Source organism: Streptomyces huiliensis, from assembly GCF_020037025.1.
Taxonomy (GTDB): domain Bacteria; phylum Actinomycetota; class Actinomycetes; order Streptomycetales; family Streptomycetaceae; genus Streptomyces; species Streptomyces huiliensis.
On record NZ_JAIQLH010000248.1, the window covers coordinates 1 to 17,608 of the forward strand.

The window sequence follows — 17,608 nt, forward strand, 5'->3', positions numbered from 1 at the left end:
GGCGGCGTCCGCGGGGAGCGCGCGGAGCCGGCGCACGGCCGCCTCGACGGCGGGGAGCGGCCCGGCGGCCTCCTCGGGCCGCTCGTGGCCCCGGCGCTTGCCCATGGGTTTTCTCTCCTTGTCGCAAAACCGCCGGGCGGCGGCCGCGCGGGGCGGCCGCCGCCCGGCGGCGGGTCGGGTCCGGATCAGGCGCCGGTGGCGCTGCCCTTGACCCACTCCTGCCAGCTCATGTTCCAGCCGTTGAGGCCGTTGTCCGGGGCGATCGTCTTGTCGTCGGAGTTCTTCACCACGACGACGTCGCCGATCTGGGAGTTCTTGAAGAACCAGGCGCCCGGCGTGTTCGGGTCGTCGGCGCCCTGCTTGTCCTGCAGGCCGACGCAGCCGTGGCTGGTGTTCTCGTTGCCGAAGATGCCACCGCCCCAGTAGTTGCCGTGGATGAACGTGCCCGACGTGGACAGCCGCATGGCGTGCGGGACGTCCTTGATGTCGTACTCGCCCTTGCCGTTGGCCTTGGAGAAGCCCACGGTGGAGCCGTCCATGCGGGTCTCGGTGAACTTCTCCGAGATCACCATCTTGCCGTTGTAGGTGGGGTTGGAGGGGCTGCCGGCCGAGATCGGGATGGTCTTGAGGACCTTGCCGTCGCGCACCACGGTCATCTGGTGGGTCTTGACGTCCACCGTGGAGACCTGCGAGTGGCCGACGCGGAACTTGACCGTCTTGTTCTGCAGGCCCTTGATGCCCGGCGCGGCGTAGACGTCGCCGAGCTCCATCTTGAGGGTGACCTCGGAGTTGGCCTTCCAGTACTCCTGCGGGCGGAAGTCGAGGCGCTGGTCGTTGAACCAGTGCCCGACGACCTGCTGGCCGCTGCTGGAGGTCACCTTCAGGTGGGACTGGACGGCCTTGCGGTCCTTGATCGGCTTGTCGAAGTTGATCGAGACCGGCATGCCGACGCCGACGGTCTGGCCTTCCTCGGGGGTGAAGCTGCCGATGAAGCTGTTGTTCGGCGAGACCGTGGAGAACGCGGAGTTCTCCGTGGCGCGGCGGCCCTTGTCGTCCTTCGCCTCGGCGACGATCTTGTACTTGGAGGACCGCTCCAGCGGCTTGTTGAGCTTCCAGCTCTTCTTGTCCGGCGAGAGGGTCCCCTCGACCGGGTGAACCTTCTTGACGTCCGTCTCGTCCGTCATCTTGACGCTCGTGAGCTCACCGTCGCTGACGGTGACCGAGACGGCGTCCAGCGCGGTGCCCGCGTTGGCGGTACCGCCCTTGGGCGTGATCTTGATCTGCGCCGTGGAGGCGTCCTTGGCGGCTGCCGCGTCGACGTTCTGCTGGGACTTCTCCTTGCCGGAGCCGCCGCCCTTGCTGTCGCCGTCGTCGCCACCGCCGCAGGCGGCGAGGGTGAGCACCCCACCGAGCACGGCGGCCGCGGCCACCAGGCCCTTGCGGCGCTTGCCGTCCTTCATCACACGCATCTCCATCGCTCTGGACCCCGAAAATCCCCGAACCGGGCCACGGGGGCACCATCCGGCCCCTCGGCCTTCACCGGCACTCCGGGGCAACCCACGTGCCCACCGGTCCCGGCTACTGCTTAGGGAACGCCTGACCCGATTCGCCCGTTCCACCCACGCGGAAAATGTGGGGAAGACCACCCAGTAAAGACCCTCGGGGCGCCTGCGCCCAAGCCGGGTGGTCAGGGGGCCGGGAAGCCCGCGCCTTCCGTACCGCGCACGCGTGTCACTACCATCAGTTCGACGTCCGCCACCGCCGGTTCGACGTCCGCCGATGCCGAGGGGATGCCCTGCCGTGACCGCTCGCCGCCCGCTGCTGACCGCCGTCGCCGCCGGGGCCCTGCTGTGCGCGGGCTGGCTGGTCCCCACGGCCCACGCGGCCTCCACGCACCCGTCCGCCCACGCTCCCGCACCGGCGCCGGCGCAGCACGACGGCCGCCGGCTGGCCGACTCCGGGAGCGTGGACACGACGCCCTACGTGTACGGGGGCGTCGGCTTCGTGACGGTGGGAAGCGCCCTGGTGACGCTGGCGGTACGCCGCTCGCGACACAACCGCCCGTCCGGCGCTTGAGGACTGGGGGTACCCCCTCGGGGGGAGCCCGCAGGGCGCTTCAAGGGGGTCTGGGGGCTTGGCCCCCAGGAATCGGCGAAGGGGCGGGACGGGGGCACCCCCACCGGGCGTCAGCCCGGAATCACCCCAGCTCCCCGACCACAGCCTCCACAGCCGCCACCAGCCCCCCGGACCGAACGAAAGCCTCCGCCGCCGCCAGATCAGGCGCGAGGAACCGGTCCGCCCCAGGCCCCTCCACCCCGGCCCCACGCACCGCACGCAGCACAGCGGCAGTGGCAGGCGAGGGCGTCAGCCCACCCCGCAGCTCGACACCGCGCGTAGCGGCGACGAGCTCCACGGCGATGACCCGGGCCAGAGCGTCCAGCGCGGTCCGCAACTTGCGCGCCGCGGACCACCCCATCGAGACGTGGTCCTCCTGCATCGCGGAGGACGGGATGGAGTCCACCGAAGCGGGCGCCGCCAGCCGCTTCATCTCGCTGACGAGAGCCGCCTGCGTGTACTGCGCGATCATGAGGCCGGAGTCGACGCCGGGGTCGTCCGCGAGGAACGGCGGCAGCCCGTGCGAACGGTTCTTGTCGAGCAGCCGGTCGGTACGCCGCTCGGCGATGGACGCCAGGTCGGCGGCGGCGATGGCGAGGAAGTCGAGGACGTACGCGACGGGCGCGCCGTGGAAGTTGCCGTTGGACTCGACGCGTCCGTCGGGCAGGACGACGGGGTTGTCGACGGCGGCGGCCAGCTCGCGGTCGGCGACCAGCCGGGCGTGCGCGAGGGTGTCGCGCCCCGCGCCCGCGACCTGGGGCGCGCAGCGGATCGAGTACGCGTCCTGGACGCGCGGCGCGTCGTCCTGGAGGTGGCCGGTCATCCCGGAACCGGCCAGCACGCGCAGCATGTTGTCGGCGCTGGTGCCCTGGCCGGGATGCGGGCGGATGGCGTGCAGCTCGGGGGCGAGGACCTTCTCCGAGCCGAGCAGGGCCTCCAGGGAGAGCGCGGCGGTGACGTCGGCGGAGGTGATGAGGCGGGCGAGGTCGGCGCAGGCCATGACGAGCATGCCGAGCATGCCGTCGGTGCCGTTGAGGAGGGCGAGCCCTTCCTTCTCCCGCAGTTCGACGGGCTCGATGCCGTGCGCGGCGAGCAGGTCGGCGGCGGGCGCGAGGACGCCGTCGGGGCCCTCCGCCTCGCCCTCGCCCATGAGCGTCAGGGCGCAGTGCGAGAGGGGCGCGAGGTCGCCGGAGCAGCCGAGGGAGCCGTACTCGTGGACGACGGGGGTGATCCCCGCGTTGAGCAGGGCGGCCATCGTCTCGACGACGACCGGCCGGACGCCGGTGCGGCCGGAGGCGAGGGTCTTGAGGCGCAGGAACATCAGCGCGCGCACGACCTCGCGCTCCACGCGCGGTCCCATGCCGGCGGCGTGCGAGCGCACGATGTTGCGCTGGAGCTGGGCGCGCAGCTCGGGGCTGATGTGGCGGACGGCGAGGGCGCCGAAGCCGGTGGAGACGCCGTAGACCGGGTCCGGCTTGGCCGCCAGGTCCTCGATGACCTGCCGGGAGGCGGCGACGGCGGCCAGGGCCTCGGGGGACACGACGACGCGCGCGTCGTGGCGCGCCACGGCGATCACGTCGTTCGCGGTCGTTCCGGAGCTTCCCACCACCACGTCGGTGTCCACGCGCATCTGCATATCCATATTCAGGCACCCTAGGGTCTGAATCGCTGCCTGTCACTAGGTGGACGGCGGCCGGCTCCTACGTCGGCTGTTCTGTGCAACGCCGCGCGGGGCGCGGGCATGCCGGTCGGGTCGCTCCCGGTTCCTTGCGGGTGCCGCACCCCCGCCCCCCGAACCGCGCTCCTCAGACGCCGGACGGGCCGATCACGGCCGCCGCCCCCGGAATCTGCGCCGCTCCGCCCGCGGCGGCTCCGGCGGCCGGTCCGCGAGCCGGACGACCGGGTCGTCGGGCCCGCCCTCGCGCCCCGCGACCACCGGCTTCTCCGCCCCCGCCGCCTTCGCCCGGTACTGGGCCGCGTCCGCGAGGCGGAAGAGGCGGCGGGCCGTGCGGACGGGACCGATCCGGTCGCCCGTGGAGGCGATGCCGCACGCGACGCCCTCGCCGAGCTCCAACCGGCGGGCGCGCAGGCAGAGTTCCTCGGCCGCCCGGACCACCTCGTCGGCCGGGGGGCCGACGGTGAGCAGGCAGAACTCGTCGCCGCCGAGCCGGGCGGCGAGCGCGCCGGGCAGCCGGGCCCCGCACAGGGACAGCAGCGAGCCGAAACGTTCCAGCAGCCGGTCGCCCTGGGCGTGCCCGAGGGTGTCGTTGACCCGCTTCAGGCCGTTCAGGTCGCAGACGACCAGGCTGACGACGACGCCGTCCGCCAGGTGCCGTTCGACGGCCTCGTCGAGGCGAGCGTCGACCGCGCGGCGGTTGCCCAGGCCGGTCAGGGGGTCGGTGTAGGCGAGCCGGCGGGCCTCCTCCAGCCGCTCGGTCTGGACGATCCCGGCGGCGGTGACGGCGGCCAGGACGGCCGCGAAGTCCGCGTCGGCGCGCCCGAAACGGGGGGCGCCCACGGGCCGCGCCACGTACAGCTCGCCCCAGGCCCGGCCGTGCAGCACGATGGGGGCGATCACGCAGCTGCCCCGGCGCCGGCGGCGCAGCACCTCGACGCGGTGGCCCGCGGGGAGCGGAGCCGAAGCGCCGCCCCCGTTCTCCGGATCCTCCAGGTTCTCCACCCAGGCGTGCGGCCGGCCGCCCACCCACTCCTCGTGCAGGAACTCCGCGACCTCGGGGAAGTTGTGCACCGGGTACGTCTCGTCGGCGGGGAACCGCTCCTCGTCGGCGGCCCGCTCCCCCGCGTTCACCAGGACCCGCAGCCGGCCGCTCTCGCGCTCCCAGACGGAGACCGCGGCGAAGGAGCCGTTGAGGGCGCGCAGGGCGCCCTCCGCGGCGGCGGCCACCCCGTCGAGGGGGGACTGCGCCGCCGCCATCGCCTGTGCCAGCTCCACAACGGCGGACAGGCGGTCGTCACGATCCGCGTCACCAGCCACCAGAGCCTCACATTCCACCGCTGCGCGCAGCCCTCGCACTCCAGCGTAGGAATGGTGCGCTCATTCCGCCTTGTGAGGGTGGTACGGATCCCCGCTCCACCCCGGGTCGGCCCTGCCGCGTCGGCGCAGGGCCGGTCGTCACTCGCCCGGCCAGTCCGGGGTCCGCTTCTCGTTGAACGCGGCCACGCCTTCCGCGCGGTCCCCGGAGAAGGCCACGGTCCGCCAGGCCGCGTCCTCGACCTCCAGTCCGGCCCGCAGGTCCAGGCCGAACCCGAGGCGCAGGGCGCGCTTGGCGGCCCGCAGGCCGACGGGCGAGTTCGCGGCGATCCGGGCGGCGAGGGCCAGCGCCTCGTCGCGGTCCTGCCCGGCCGGTACCACCCGGTCGACCAGGCCCAACTCCCGCGCCTCGGCCGCCTCCACCCGCCGCGCGCTGAAGATCAGTTCGGCGGCGCGGGCCGCGCCGACCCGGCGCGGCAGCAGCTGGGTGCCGCCCCCGCCCGGGATCACGCCGACGGACACCTCGGGGAGCCCCACCACGGCGGTCTCGTCCGCGATGATGAGATCGCAGGACAGGGCGAGTTCGAAGCCGCCGCCGAGGGCGAAGCCGTGCACGGCGGCGATGGCCGGCACGGGCAGCTCCAGGACGCCGGTGTAGGCGGCGCGGGCGTGCGGGCGCTGGCGCGAGAGGTCGGCGTCGGTGAAGGAGTTGCGCTCCTTGAGGTCGGCGCCGACGCAGAACGCCCGCTCGTGCGTGGAGGTCAGGACGACGGCGCGGACGGTCCGGTCGGCGGAGAGGGCGGCGGTCGCCTCGGCGATCGCGCGGCCCAGCTCGGTGGACACGGCGTTCATGGCCTTCGGGCGGTCGAGCACGAGCTCGGCCACGTGACCGTTCTCGTGTGTGCGGACCGCGACCCACTCACCAAAGCGCTGTTCGCTCACGCGATTCACCCTCTCCTTCGGCTGTGGCCACGATCATGCACTGACCGCGGGGCGGTTGCCATACCCGTGGGGGGTGCCGAGCGCGCCCGCGGCGCGCGTCCTCAAACGCCGGACGGGCTGGTGGTGCGGCACGCCACGTGGCCCCAGCCCTGCTGGTTCTTCGCGATCTGCTCGCCCGCCGCGTACGACGTGCCGCAGACGCAGCGGCCGGGGAACTTCGCCTTGAGGGTGCCCCCCTTGCTCCCCGTGCTCCCCTTGGAGCCCGCCTTCCGCGGCCGCGGCGGGGCCGCGCGGGACAGGTCGGGGGCGGGGAACTCCGCGTCGCCGTGGGCCGTGCCCGCCGCCTGCTGGGACACCGCCGAGTCGCTGGCGGCCTGGTCCGCGATGGCGTTGAGCGGGTCGCCGCCCTGCTGGTGCGCCGGTACGTAGCGGAACTCGACCGTGCGCCCGGCCAGCAGCGCGTCGATGCTCCGGACCAGGTCCTGGTTGGCGACCGGCTTCCCGGCCGACGTCTTCCAGCCGTTCCGCTTCCACCCCGGCAGCCACTTGGTGACCGCGTTCATCGCGTACTGCGAGTCGAGCCGGACCTCGACCGGGACGGCCGGATCGGTGACCTCCAGCAGCTGCCGCAGCGCGGTGAGCTCGGCGATGTTGTTGGTCGCCCGGCCCAGCGGGCCGGCCTCCCAGCGCTCCGGCCGCGCCTCGGCGTCGGCGACCACCCATGCCCAGGCGGCCGGCCCGGGGTTCCCCTTCGAAGCGCCGTCACAAGCGGCGATGATGCGATCGAGCATGCCCCCGATGATGTCAGGAGACGCGCCCTGCTCTCGCCCGCACACCGGAACCGGCACCCGGGCCGGGCCCGGTCGCCTCAGCCCTGCTCCCGCCGCGTGAGCAACCACGGCTCCACGACGCCCAGTCCGCGCACCGGCCGCTGCCACATCGGCTGGAGCGCGAAGCGGTACTTCGTCGCCTCGGCGACCGTGCCCTCCGCCTCCGCCGCGGCGAGGGCCGCCGCCACCTCGGCCTCGGACTTCGGGGCGTCCCCGCTGCGCAGCAACTCCTGCGCCAGCGCGCCGTCGACGAGCACCGCGTCCTTCGGCGCTATCGACGTCAGCCGGCTGGCCAGGTTCACGGTCGTGCCGAAGACGTCGCCCATGCGCGTCGTCACCGTGCCGAAGGCCATGCCGACGCGGAGTTCGGGCATGGTCTCGTCGTGGCTGAGGGTCTCGATCAGCCGCAGGCCGATCTCCGCGGCGGTGCCCGCGTCGTCGGCGGCGTAGAGGACCTCGTCGCCGAGGGTCTTGATCAGGCGTCCGCCGTGCGCGGCCACCAGGTCCGCGGCCGTGGTCTCGAACGCCTCGACGAGCTCGCCGAGCTCCTCCTCCTCCAGCCGCCGGGTCAGCCGCGTGAAGCCGACCAGGTCGGCGAAGCCGACGGCCAGCCGCCGGTCGACCATCTCGGCGTCGTCCTGGGCCTGCACCACGCGGCCGGTCGCGGCGGCGAGCTGGCGCCGCCAGACGTAGATGAGGAACTCCTCCAGCTCCGGCAGGAGCAGCTCGACGAGGGGGTAGGTGATCTCCGCCCGCGTCAGGCCCGGCTCCTGAGGTTCCGTCAGGCCCTCCAGGAAGGAGTCGATCTGCCAGTCGGCGAGCCGGGCCGTGGTCTGGCCGGTGGAGCGGGCCACCTGGACGGCCATGGGCTCGCTCAGCAGCCCCGCCTCGACCAGGCCGGCCAGCCGCCGCAGGGCGAGGACGTCCGCCTCCGTGAGCGCCTTGGCCTGGCCGATGTCGGCGAAGCCCATGGCGCGCCAGAAGCGGGCCGCGAGGTCCATGGAGACGCCCGCCGCCCGGGCGGCCTGGAACGGGGTGTACCGCCGCTCCGCGCCGAGGATCAGCGCCTCCAGCCGGAGCGCGAGCGGGTCGCCGCCCTCGTCGGCGGGGGGATCGAGCTCCGCGGGCCCGTCGGCCCGCGCGCCGCCGCCGGTCCGGCCCGCGGCGTCCTCCGGGGCGCCGCCGCCCCTCGCGGCCTGCCCCGCCCCGTCGGCCCCCGCGGTCTCCGCGGCCCCTACGGAACGGGAGGTACCCCCACCGTCGGCGGTCACCGCCCGCCCCCTGTCCGATCCGTGCGCACTGCCCTGCCGATCGCCGCTCGCTCGCTTTCCGGGCACAACGATACGGCAGGTGTGCCGTAGCTCACTCTCCTGACGGCGCCGGACGCAGATGAACGATGTCGCCGGCGTCCACCGGCCGCTGCACCCCGTGCTCGGTGGCGAGCACCAGCCGGCCGTCGCCGTCGACCGCCACCGCCTCCCCGATCAGCTCCCGGTCACCGGGCAGTTCGGCCCGTACGGAACGGCCCAGCGTGGCGCAGCCCGCCGCGTACGCCTCCTGGAGCCGGCAGGCCGCCGGGTCGCCGTCCGCGTCGCGCCAGGCCGTGTACCAGTCCTCCAGCGAGCGGAGGACGGCCCGCAGCAGCGGGTCGCGGTCCAGCCGCCCGGCGCCGGCCAGGGCCAGTGAGCCCGCGGTGGGGACCGGGAGTTCGGCGGCGCGCAGGGAGACGTTGACGCCGATGCCGACGACGACCGAGTCCCCGGCCCGCTCGGCGAGGATGCCGCCGGCCTTGCGCTCCTCGCCGTCGACCGTGACGAGGAGGTCGTTGGGCCACTTCAGCGCGGTGTCGACGCCGGCGGCCCGGGAGAGGGCGGAGGCGGTGGCGACGCCGGCCAGCAGCGGCAGCCAGCCCCAGCGGTGCACGGGCACGCCGGGTCCGGGGGTGAGCCGGACGGAGAGGAACAGCCCGGAGCGGGCCGGTGCGGACCAGGTGCGGTCCAGCCGGCCGCGGCCCGCGGACTGCTCCTCGGCGACGAGCACGGCGCCCTCGGGACCGTCGGCCGCGGCCAGGTCGGTGTTGGTGGAGCCGGTGTTCGCGACGACGTCCAGCGAGGTCCACAGCCCTCCGGGCCGCAGCAGCGCGCGCCGGAGCGCGGGGGCGTTCAGCGGGGGCCGGTCCAGGTCGGACCAGCGGCTTCCGGGGGTGTCGGGCGGAGTCATGCCGTCACCTTAGACACCGCGTCACCGCGGACACCGCGGACACCGCGAACCGGGGGCACGGTACGGCCGCCGTACCCCGGCGGCCGCCTCGTCTACCCCGTCGAACGCCACCCCGAAACCCCCGGTGACCGACGTCCCGCCGGCCTCGGCGGGTGTGGCCAACGCCGCACTCCCGGAACGCAGCCGCGCCGATACGCTACGAACCGGTAGCCCTGATCCGGTCCCGTTCCGGCGGCCGGATCGCCCATGTTCAGAGCACGTCTTCAGAGCACGTCCAGAGCACATCCAGAGCACGTCGTCCCCGCACGCTTCGTCCCCTCCCCCGCTTCTCCGGACCACCGCCCATCTCAGGACACACAGGAGCCGCAGCCCGATGTCCGAGTCAGCCGCTCAGCCCGCCGCCCCCCGCCCCGACGCCGAGGGCGCCGACGGGATCGACATCCACACGACCGCGGGCAAACTCGCCGACCTACAGCGCAGGATCGACGAGGCGACCCACGCCGGATCCGCGCGGGCGGTGGAGAAGCAGCACGCCAAGGGCAAGCTGACCGCCCGGGAGCGGATCGAGCTGCTGCTGGACGAGGGGTCGTTCGTCGAGCTCGACGAGTTCGCGCGGCACCGGTCGACCAACTTCGGCATCGAGAAGAACCGCCCTTACGGCGACGGCGTGGTGACCGGCTACGGCACCGTCGACGGCCGCACGATCTGCGTCTACTCGCAGGACTTCACCATCTTCGGCGGCTCGCTGGGCGAGGTCTACGGCGAGAAGATCGTCAAGGTGATGGACTTCGCCCTGAAGACCGGCTGCCCGGTCGTCGGCATCAACGACGGCGGCGGCGCCCGGATCCAGGAAGGCGTGGTCGCCCTCGGCCTGTTCGCCGAGATCTTCCGCCGCAACGTGCACGGCTCCGGGGTGATCCCGCAGATCTCCCTGATCGTCGGCCCCTGCGCGGGCGGCGCGGTCTACTCCCCGGCGATCACCGACTTCACGGTGATGGTCGACCAGACGTCGCACATGTTCATCACCGGCCCCGACGTCATCAAGACCGTCACCGGCGAGGACGTCGGCTTCGAGGAGCTCGGCGGCGCGCGGACGCACAACGCCACCTCCGGCGTGGCCCACCACATGGCGGGCGACGAGAAGGAGGCCATCGAGTACGTCAAGGCGCTCCTCTCCTACCTGCCGTCCAACAACCTCTCCGAGCCGCCCTCCTTCCCCGAGGAGGCCGACCTGGAGGTCTCGGACACCGACCGGGAGCTGGACACGCTCATCCCGGACTCGGCGAACCAGCCGTACGACATGCACACGGCGATCGAGCACGTGCTGGACGACGGCGAGTTCCTGGAGACCCAGGCCCTGTTCGCGCCGAACATCATCACCGGCTTCGGCCGGGTCGAGGGCCACCCGGTGGGCATCGTCGCCAACCAGCCGATGCAGTTCGCCGGCTGCCTGGACATCAACGCCAGCGAGAAGGCCGCGCGGTTCGTCCGCACCTGCGACGCGTTCAACGTCCCGGTGCTCACCTTCGTGGACGTCCCGGGCTTCCTGCCCGGCACCGACCAGGAGTACAACGGCATCATCCGGCGCGGCGCCAAGCTGATCTACGCCTACGCGGAGGCCACCGTCCCGCTGATCACGGTGATCACCCGCAAGGCGTTCGGCGGGGCGTACGACGTGATGGGCTCCAAGCACCTCGGCGCGGACCTGAACCTGGCCTGGCCGACCGCCCAGATCGCCGTCATGGGCGCCCAGGGCGCGGTCAACATCCTGCACCGCCGGGCCCTGGCGGCCGTCGAGTCGGACGAGGAGCGCGAGGAGCTGCGCGCCCGGCTGATCGCCGACTACGAGGACACGCTGCTCAACCCGTACACGGCGGCCGAGCGCGGCTACGTGGACGCGGTGATCATGCCGTCGGACACTCGCCGGCACATCGTCCGCGGCCTGCGCACGCTGCGCGACAAGCGCGAGGTGTTGCCGCCCAAGAAGCACGGGAACATCCCGCTGTAGCGGTCGGCTGTACGAAGGGGGCGCCGCGGTCGCGGTCCCGGTCCCGTACGGGACGCGCGGCGGACGGCGGTGGAAGCGTGTGAGCGGCAGCGTGTGAAGGGAGCGTCAGGGTGATCAGGGTGGTACGCGGCAACCCCACGCCGGAGGAGCTGGCCGCCGCACTGGCGGTGGTCCAGGCCCGCGCGGCGGCCCGGGCGAACGCCGCCGCGCCGGAGGAGGCCGTACGCCCGGAGTGGGCCAGTCCGGCCCGGCGGGCCGGGATCCGACGGCCGCCGGCGCCCGGGCCGCGGGCCTGGCGGACCTCCTACTGGCCGGCATGAGCGAACGGCCGACTCGAGTGACCGGCCGGCCTGAGCGAACGGTCGGCCTGAGCGACTGGTCGGCCTGAGCGACTGGTCGGCCTGAGCGACTGGTCGGCCTGAGCGACTGGTCGGCCTGAGCGACTGGTCGGCCTGAGCGACTGGTCGGCCCGCGTGCCCGGTCGGCCGAGCCCGGGAGACCCGGTTCACACCCCGGCTTGAGTACCCGTACTCAGGCCGGGCGGAGTCGTGCGCCGGACCATGGGGGTGTGCTGTGGTCCGACCCGTCCGACGAACCGCCCGACGAGCTGCGCGAGGCCCAGGCCATGCTGCGGCGGGCCGGGCTGCTGCTGGCGGTCGGGATGGTGGTGCTGTTCGTCCTGCTGGGGACGTCGTGAGGCGTCCTGCCGCCATTCCTCCCGTTTCACAGGAGCCTCACAGGTTTCTTCCCTTTTGCAACCAGGTCGCTCCGGTTCCGCATCCTCCCCTGGGGGGTCCACCGCGAACCGGGGAGTGGTCACACCTTGAACCGACCTGTGCGACACGTAGCGATCTTCACCGGCCTGCTGGTCTTCGCGCTGCTGGTGCGCAGTACGTGGGTCCAGTTCGTCCAAGCCGACGAGCTCGCGCACCACGACAAGAACCGCCGCGTGAAGATAGCCGCCTACGCGCAGCCGCGCGGCGCCATCATCGTCGGCGGCAGCCCCGTCACCGGCTCCACGCCGACGGCCGCGGGCGATCTGAAGTACCAGCGCGTGTACAAGAACGGGCCGATGTACGCGCCCGTGACCGGCTACTCGTCGCAGATCTACGCGAACAGCCAGCTCGAGTACGTCTACGACCGCTTCCTGACCGGCGACGACGACCGGCTGTTCCTCAGGAACACCACGCGGGCGCTGACCGGTAAGAAGCCGGAGGGTGGTGACGTGGTCACGACCATCCTCCCCGAGGCGCAGAAGGCCGCCTACGAGGCGCTGGCCAAGTACAAGGGCGCCGCCGTGGCCATCGAGCCCGCCACCGGGAAGATCCTCGCGCTGGTCTCCACGCCGTCGTACGACCCGTCGGTCTTCTCCGGGGAGCGCGACAAGGACGCGAAGGCGTGGCAGGCCCTGGAGAAGGACCCCAACAAGCCGCTCTCCAACCGGGCGATCAAGGAGCTGTACCCGGCGGGCTCCACCTTCAAGATCCTCACCGCCGCGGCCGCCCTCGACCACGGCCTCTACCACGACGTCGACTCCCCGACCGACTCGCCGTACCCGTGGAACCTCCCGGACACGGTCACGCCGATGAAGAACGAGAACGAGAGCGCGCCCTGCCGCAACGCCTCCCTCAAGGTCGCGATGCAGTACTCGTGCAACAACGTCTTCGCCAAGATCGCGGGCGAGCTGGGCAAGGACAAGATGCGGGAGACGGCCGAGAAGTTCGGCTTCAACCAGGACCTGTTCATCCCGGTCGGCACCGCCAAGAGCGTCTACCCGAAGGACATCAACCGGCCGCAGACCGCGCTCACCGGGATCGGCCAGGGCAGCCTCGCCGCCACCCCGCTCCAGGTCGCGATGATGACCGCCGCCCTCGCCAACGACGGCAGGCTGATGAAGCCGTACCTGGTCGACAGCCTGCGCTCCCCCGACCTGTCCACGGTCGAGCGGAACCACCCCGAGGAGATGTCCCAGGCCGTCTCGGCGGACACGGCACGCAAGGTGCGGCAGATGATGGAGTTCACCGCGCGGGAGGGCACCGGCAAGGCGGCGCTGATCGACGGGGTGACGGTCGGCGGCAAGACCGGGACCGCGCAGCACGGCGTCAACAACAGCGAGATCCCGTACGCCTGGTTCGTCTCCTACGCCAAGCAGGCGGACGGCTCGCCGGTCGCGGTGGCCGTCTTCATCGACCCGAAGGACTCGGGCGTCGACCGCGAGGACGTCTCGGGCGGCGGGCTCGCGGGGCCCATCGCGAAGAAGATCATGCAGGCCGTGCTCAAGAAGTGACGGCGGGCGGGTGCTCGGGGGAGGCCGGCCGGACGTCCCGAGGGGTGCCCGTCCCCTGAGCCGCGCCTCCCTTAGCCTGGCCCGTATGACTGCCGCACCCTCCTCCGCCGCGCCCGCGCGCCGCCTCGTCCTGGCCTCCCAGTCCCCCGCCCGCCTCGGCCTGCTGCGCCAGGCCGGGCTGGCCCCCGAGGTGATCGTCAGCGGGGTGGACGAGGACGCGCTCACCGCGCCCGACCCGGGCACGCTGGCGCTGGTGCTGGCCGAGGCCAAGGCGACGGCGGTGGCCGCCCGCCCGGAGGCCGCGGAGGCGCTCGTGATCGGCTGCGACTCGGTGCTGGAGCTGGACGGCCTGGCGCTCGGCAAGCCGGCCGACGCGGAGGACGCGACGGCCCGCTGGAAGTCGATGCGGGGACGCTCCGGCGTGCTGCGGACCGGTCACTGTGTGATCGACACGGTGACCGGCCGGCGCGCCTCGGCGACCGCCTCGACGACGGTCCGCTTCGGTGAGCCGACCGACGCCGAGATCGCCGCGTACGTGGCCTCGGGCGAACCGTTGTACGTGGCCGGGGCCTTCACCCTGGACGGCCGGTCGGCCCCCTTCGTCGAGGGGATCGACGGCGACCCGGGCAATGTGATCGGCCTGTCGCTGCCGCTGCTGCGCAAGCTGCTGGCGGAGCTGGGGGTCGCGATCACCGATCTGTGGGTGTGACGCGGGTGGAACGTGGGTGGGACGTGGGGGGGACTGAGTGATCAGAGCGGCAGCTGCTTGGTGGCCTCGCCGACCTTCTTCAGCTGGTTGAGCTGGCCCAGCTTGCCCAGTTCGTGGATCGCGTCCGGGTAGATGCTGGTGGGCGGGTTCTTCGGCGGCTCGGTGGCCTGCGGCGGGGCCTGAGGCGGAGTGGGCGCCTTCGGCGGGGTGGGGGCCATGGGCTGCTGAGACTGCTGGGGCTGCTGCATCGGCTGCCCCTGCTGCGACTCGGGCACGGACTGCCGGGGCCGTGCCTGGGCCGCGGGCGTCTGCGGTGCGCTCGGCCGCGGCCGTCCGGCCGCGTGCCGCGGGCCTGCCGCGTGCCGGGGACCCGCCGCGTGACGCGGACCGGCGGCGTGACGCGGGCCGGCCGCCGGCTTCGCCGCCGCCTTCGGGGCTCCGGCCGCCTTGTGCGCGGCCGCCTTCCGGCCGGCGCTCGCCTTCTGAACCTTCTGGACCTTCTGCGCCTTCCGAGCCGCCTGAGTCTTCTGGGACTTCTGAGGCTTCTGCGGCGTCGGGGTCTCCTCGGCCTGCTGGGCGGCCTGCCCCTTCTCGGCCTTGACCGCATTGTTGGCCTTGACCGCGTTGTCGGCCTTGTCGGCCTTGGCCGCGTTGTCGGCCTTGACCGCCCTCTCAGCCCTGACCGCCCTCTCAGCCTTGACCGCCTTCTCGGCCTTCCGGGTCGTCTGAGCCTTCTTCGCCTTCTGCGGCGCAGACGCGTTCCACGCGGCGTCCGCCCGCTGCGAGGCCCCGTCGGCCGGCGGCGCGGTCACGCTGACATCGTCCGCGCTCGCCGTCGTCTCGTTCGGCTGCGGCAGCGGCAGCGGTGCGGCGGACGCGGCGGCGGTGGTCACGGAGAGGGCGGCCCCGGCCAGGGCAGCGGCTGCTGCGATGCGCTTGATCATGACTTCTTCAACGATGTCACGCCATATCGGTCACTGCCCCGAGTGACCCCGAGCCCGTCACGTTCACGGAACACCCCGGAAATCGCACGCACTTCACCCTCTCTCGCCTATGTGCGACCCGCACGCCCCACGGACCCCGCAGCGGACTCCGGGCGCCGGAGCGGCAGTTGAACGCGGACGGCGCCACACCCGACCGTCGCGCCGCACCGCGCGCACGCGCCACCCCGTACACCCCCGACCCCGCCCGCACTCCCACCCGCGCCCCCGTCGGCCGCTCACCGGTGGCGACCGCTCGCGCCCGCCCCGGAAGCCCCGCCTCCCGAACGTGCCGCACCGCAAACTTTCCGGCGCCCGTTCGTAGGGACTCCACAAAGATTGCGCCCCAGCGCACCCGGATGATCGCCGAGACCTTGGCCACATCCGGATTCGACCGGCACTCCGGTATGGGCGGCGTACCGTGGGACATCAAGGGTCTCCGGGGTGCGCGGGACGCGCGCCTCACGCTCCGTGTGGGCAAGGTCACCCTCGACGTCGGGTCGGCACAGAGTGTCGCCAGTACCTAAACTCACCTTGTTTCAAGGAGGGAGCCATCGTGCGCAAGGTGCTCATCGCCAATCGTGGCGAAATCGCTGTCCGCGTTGCTCGTGCGTGCCGGGACGCCGGGATCGCAAGTGTGGCGGTCTACGCCGATCCGGACCGGGACGCCCTGCACGTCCGGGTGGCGGATGAGGCTTACGCGCTGGGTGGTGACACTCCCGCGGCCAGCTACCTCGACATGGCCAAGGTGCTCGCCGCCGCGGCGGAATCCGGGGCGGACGCGATCCACCCCGGTTACGGCTTCCTCTCCGAGAACGCCGAGTTCGCGCAGGCCGTCCTCGACGCGGGCCTGACCTGGATCGGCCCGCCGCCGCACGCCATCCGCGACCTGGGCGACAAGGTGGCGGCCCGTCACATCGCGCAGCGCGCCGGCGCGCCGCTGGTGGCCGGTACGGCCGACCCGGTCTCGGGCGCCGACGAGGTCGTCGCCTTCGCCGAGGAGCACGGTCTGCCGATCGCCATCAAGGCGGCCTTCGGCGGTGGCGGGCGTGGCCTGAAGGTCGCCCGCACGCTGGAGGAGGTGCCGGAGCTCTACGACTCCGCCGTCCGCGAGGCGGTCGCCGCCTTCGGCCGCGGCGAGTGCTTCGTCGAGCGCTACCTGGACCGTCCGCGGCACGTCGAGACCCAGTGTCTGGCGGACAAGCACGGCAACGTCGTCGTGGTCTCCACGCGTGACTGCTCGCTCCAGCGCCGGCACCAGAAGCTCGTCGAGGAGGCGCCCGCGCCGTTCCTGAGCGACGAGCAGAACGCCGAGCTCTACCGCGCCTCCAAGGCGATCCTCCGCGAGGCGGGCTACGAGGGCGCCGGCACCTGCGAGTTCCTGGTGGGCCAGGACGGCACGATCTCCTTCCTGGAGGTCAACACCCGGCTCCAGGTCGAGCACCCGGTCACCGAGGAGGTCTCCGGCATCGACCTGGTCCGCGAGATGTTCCGGATCGCCGACGGCGAGGAGCTCGGCTACGACGACCCGCCGCTGCGGGGTCACTCGTTCGAGTTCCGTATCAACGGCGAGGACCCGGGCCGCAACTTCCTGCCCGCCCCGGGCACCGTCACCCGCTTCGACGCGCCGTCCGGTCCTGGCGTCCGGCTGGACGCGGGCGTCGAGGCCGGCAGCGTCATCGGCCCGGCGTGGGACTCCCTGCTGGCCAAGCTGATCGTCACCGGCGCCACCCGCGAGCAGGCCCTCCAGCGGGCCGCCCGCGCGCTCGGCGAGTTCCAGGTCGAGGGCATGGCCACGGCCATCCCGTTCCACCGCGCGGTGGTCGCCGACCCGGCGTTCGCGCCCACCGACGGCACCCCGTTCAAGGTCCACACCCGCTGGATCGAGACCGAGTTCCAGAACACGATCCCCCCGTTCACGGGCACCGCCGCCGAGGACGAGGACGAGGCGCCCGGCCGCGAGACCGTGGTGGTCGAGGTCGGCGGCAAGCGACTGGAGGTCTCCCTCCCGTCCTCGCTGGGCATGACCATCGCCCGCACCGCCGCCGCGGGCGGCGCCCGCCCCAAGCGCCGCGCCGCCAAGAAGGCCGGCTCGGCCGCCTCCGGCGACGCCCTGACCTCGCCCATGCAGGGCACGATCGTCAAGGTGGCGGTCGAGGAGGGCCAGCAGGTCGCCGCCGGTGACCTGGTCGTGGTCCTGGAGGCCATGAAGATGGAGCAGCCCATCAACGCGCACCGCGCGGGCACGGTCAAGGGCATCACCGCGGAGATCGGCGGCTCGGTGTCGTCGGGCGCGGTGATCTGCGAGATCAAGGACTGACGTCACATACGACGTGCGCGGGCCCCGGCCGTGGGAACGGCCGGGGCCCGCGCACGTCCGCATCCACCGCCCGCGTCCGCGCCCACCGTGCGCACCGTCCCTCACGGGCGTGACACCCGGCCGTCGCCACCCCCATGACATCCTTGACACCGCGGGGAGCGACCGGAGGGACGGACGGACATGACGACCGAGACGGCACGGACGT

15 protein-coding genes are annotated in these 17,608 nt (G+C 73.0%); 7 read left to right on the top strand and 8 right to left on the bottom strand.

Annotated elements, in window-relative coordinates; genetic code table 11:
• Positions 1–185: 185 nt before the first annotated feature.
• Positions 186–1,475, bottom strand: a complete 1,290-nt coding sequence (locus tag JNW98_RS29795; protein WP_223771408.1) for a L,D-transpeptidase — start codon at positions 1,473–1,475, stop codon at positions 186–188.
• A 325-nt stretch (positions 1,476–1,800) separates the two neighbouring features.
• Between JNW98_RS29795 and JNW98_RS29800 the strand changes: the two genes are divergently transcribed.
• The gene (locus tag JNW98_RS29800; RefSeq protein WP_223771409.1) at positions 1,801–2,076 is read left to right on the top strand and encodes a hypothetical protein; all 276 of its coding nucleotides are present in this window, start codon (positions 1,801–1,803) and stop codon (positions 2,074–2,076) included.
• A 121-nt stretch (positions 2,077–2,197) separates the two neighbouring features.
• Here the strand turns inward: JNW98_RS29800 and hutH are convergent, their stop codons facing one another.
• The 6 genes from hutH to JNW98_RS29830 all read right to left on the bottom strand — a co-directional run bounded on the left by hutH (position 2,198) and on the right by JNW98_RS29830 (position 9,099).
• The gene (hutH, locus tag JNW98_RS29805) at positions 2,198–3,751 is read right to left on the bottom strand and encodes a histidine ammonia-lyase (protein WP_223771420.1); all 1,554 of its coding nucleotides are present in this window, start codon (positions 3,749–3,751) and stop codon (positions 2,198–2,200) included.
• A 189-nt stretch (positions 3,752–3,940) separates the two neighbouring features.
• Positions 3,941–5,050 carry a GGDEF domain-containing protein gene (locus JNW98_RS29810; protein ID WP_223771421.1) on the bottom strand — a complete coding sequence of 370 codons (1,110 nt, stop codon included), beginning with the start codon at positions 5,048–5,050 and terminating at the stop codon, positions 3,941–3,943.
• Positions 5,051–5,248: 198 nt separating this feature from the next.
• A complete protein-coding gene (locus JNW98_RS29815) occupies positions 5,249–6,058 on the bottom strand; it encodes an enoyl-CoA hydratase/isomerase family protein (RefSeq protein ID WP_223771410.1) in 810 nt (269 codons plus the stop codon).
• 92 nt (positions 6,059–6,150) lie between these two features.
• Positions 6,151–6,840: a ribonuclease H family protein gene (locus JNW98_RS29820; RefSeq protein WP_223771411.1), complete on the bottom strand. Its 690-nt coding sequence runs from the start codon at positions 6,838–6,840 to the stop codon at positions 6,151–6,153.
• A 77-nt stretch (positions 6,841–6,917) separates the two neighbouring features.
• Positions 6,918–8,150 carry an adenylate/guanylate cyclase domain-containing protein gene (locus tag JNW98_RS29825; RefSeq protein ID WP_223771412.1) on the bottom strand — a complete coding sequence of 411 codons (1,233 nt, stop codon included), beginning with the start codon at positions 8,148–8,150 and terminating at the stop codon, positions 6,918–6,920.
• 91 nt (positions 8,151–8,241) lie between these two features.
• Positions 8,242–9,099, bottom strand: a complete 858-nt coding sequence (locus tag JNW98_RS29830; RefSeq protein ID WP_223771413.1) for a biotin--[acetyl-CoA-carboxylase] ligase — start codon at positions 9,097–9,099, stop codon at positions 8,242–8,244.
• A 373-nt stretch (positions 9,100–9,472) separates the two neighbouring features.
• Here JNW98_RS29830 and JNW98_RS29835 point away from each other — a divergent pair, with 373 nt between their 5' ends.
• The 5 genes from JNW98_RS29835 (at position 9,473) to JNW98_RS29850 (ending at position 14,103) form a co-directional block, all read left to right on the top strand.
• Entirely contained in the window at positions 9,473–11,107 is a 1,635-nt protein-coding gene (locus tag JNW98_RS29835; RefSeq protein WP_223771414.1) for an acyl-CoA carboxylase subunit beta, read from the top strand.
• A gap of 110 nt (positions 11,108–11,217) precedes the next feature.
• Positions 11,218–11,427 (top strand): acyl-CoA carboxylase epsilon subunit, encoded by a 210-nt coding sequence (locus JNW98_RS29840; protein WP_223771415.1) that lies wholly within the window; start codon positions 11,218–11,220, stop codon positions 11,425–11,427.
• A gap of 248 nt (positions 11,428–11,675) precedes the next feature.
• Positions 11,676–11,804, top strand: a complete 129-nt coding sequence (gene mmpB, locus JNW98_RS36360; protein WP_263421365.1) for a morphogenic membrane protein MmpB — start codon at positions 11,676–11,678, stop codon at positions 11,802–11,804.
• A gap of 126 nt (positions 11,805–11,930) precedes the next feature.
• Positions 11,931–13,394 carry a peptidoglycan D,D-transpeptidase FtsI family protein gene (locus tag JNW98_RS29845; protein WP_223771416.1) on the top strand — a complete coding sequence of 488 codons (1,464 nt, stop codon included), beginning with the start codon at positions 11,931–11,933 and terminating at the stop codon, positions 13,392–13,394.
• Positions 13,395–13,479: 85 nt separating this feature from the next.
• Positions 13,480–14,103 carry a nucleoside triphosphate pyrophosphatase gene (locus JNW98_RS29850; RefSeq protein ID WP_223771417.1) on the top strand — a complete coding sequence of 208 codons (624 nt, stop codon included), beginning with the start codon at positions 13,480–13,482 and terminating at the stop codon, positions 14,101–14,103.
• 41 nt (positions 14,104–14,144) lie between these two features.
• On the opposite strand, the gene JNW98_RS29855 is transcribed toward JNW98_RS29850, so the two are convergent.
• Positions 14,145–15,047: a hypothetical protein gene (locus tag JNW98_RS29855; protein ID WP_223771418.1), complete on the bottom strand. Its 903-nt coding sequence runs from the start codon at positions 15,045–15,047 to the stop codon at positions 14,145–14,147.
• A gap of 592 nt (positions 15,048–15,639) precedes the next feature.
• On the opposite strand from JNW98_RS29855, the gene JNW98_RS29860 reads away from it, so the two are divergent.
• Entirely contained in the window at positions 15,640–17,403 is a 1,764-nt protein-coding gene (locus JNW98_RS29860) for an acetyl/propionyl/methylcrotonyl-CoA carboxylase subunit alpha (RefSeq protein ID WP_223771419.1), read from the top strand.
• The last annotated feature ends 205 nt before the right edge of the window (positions 17,404–17,608 follow it).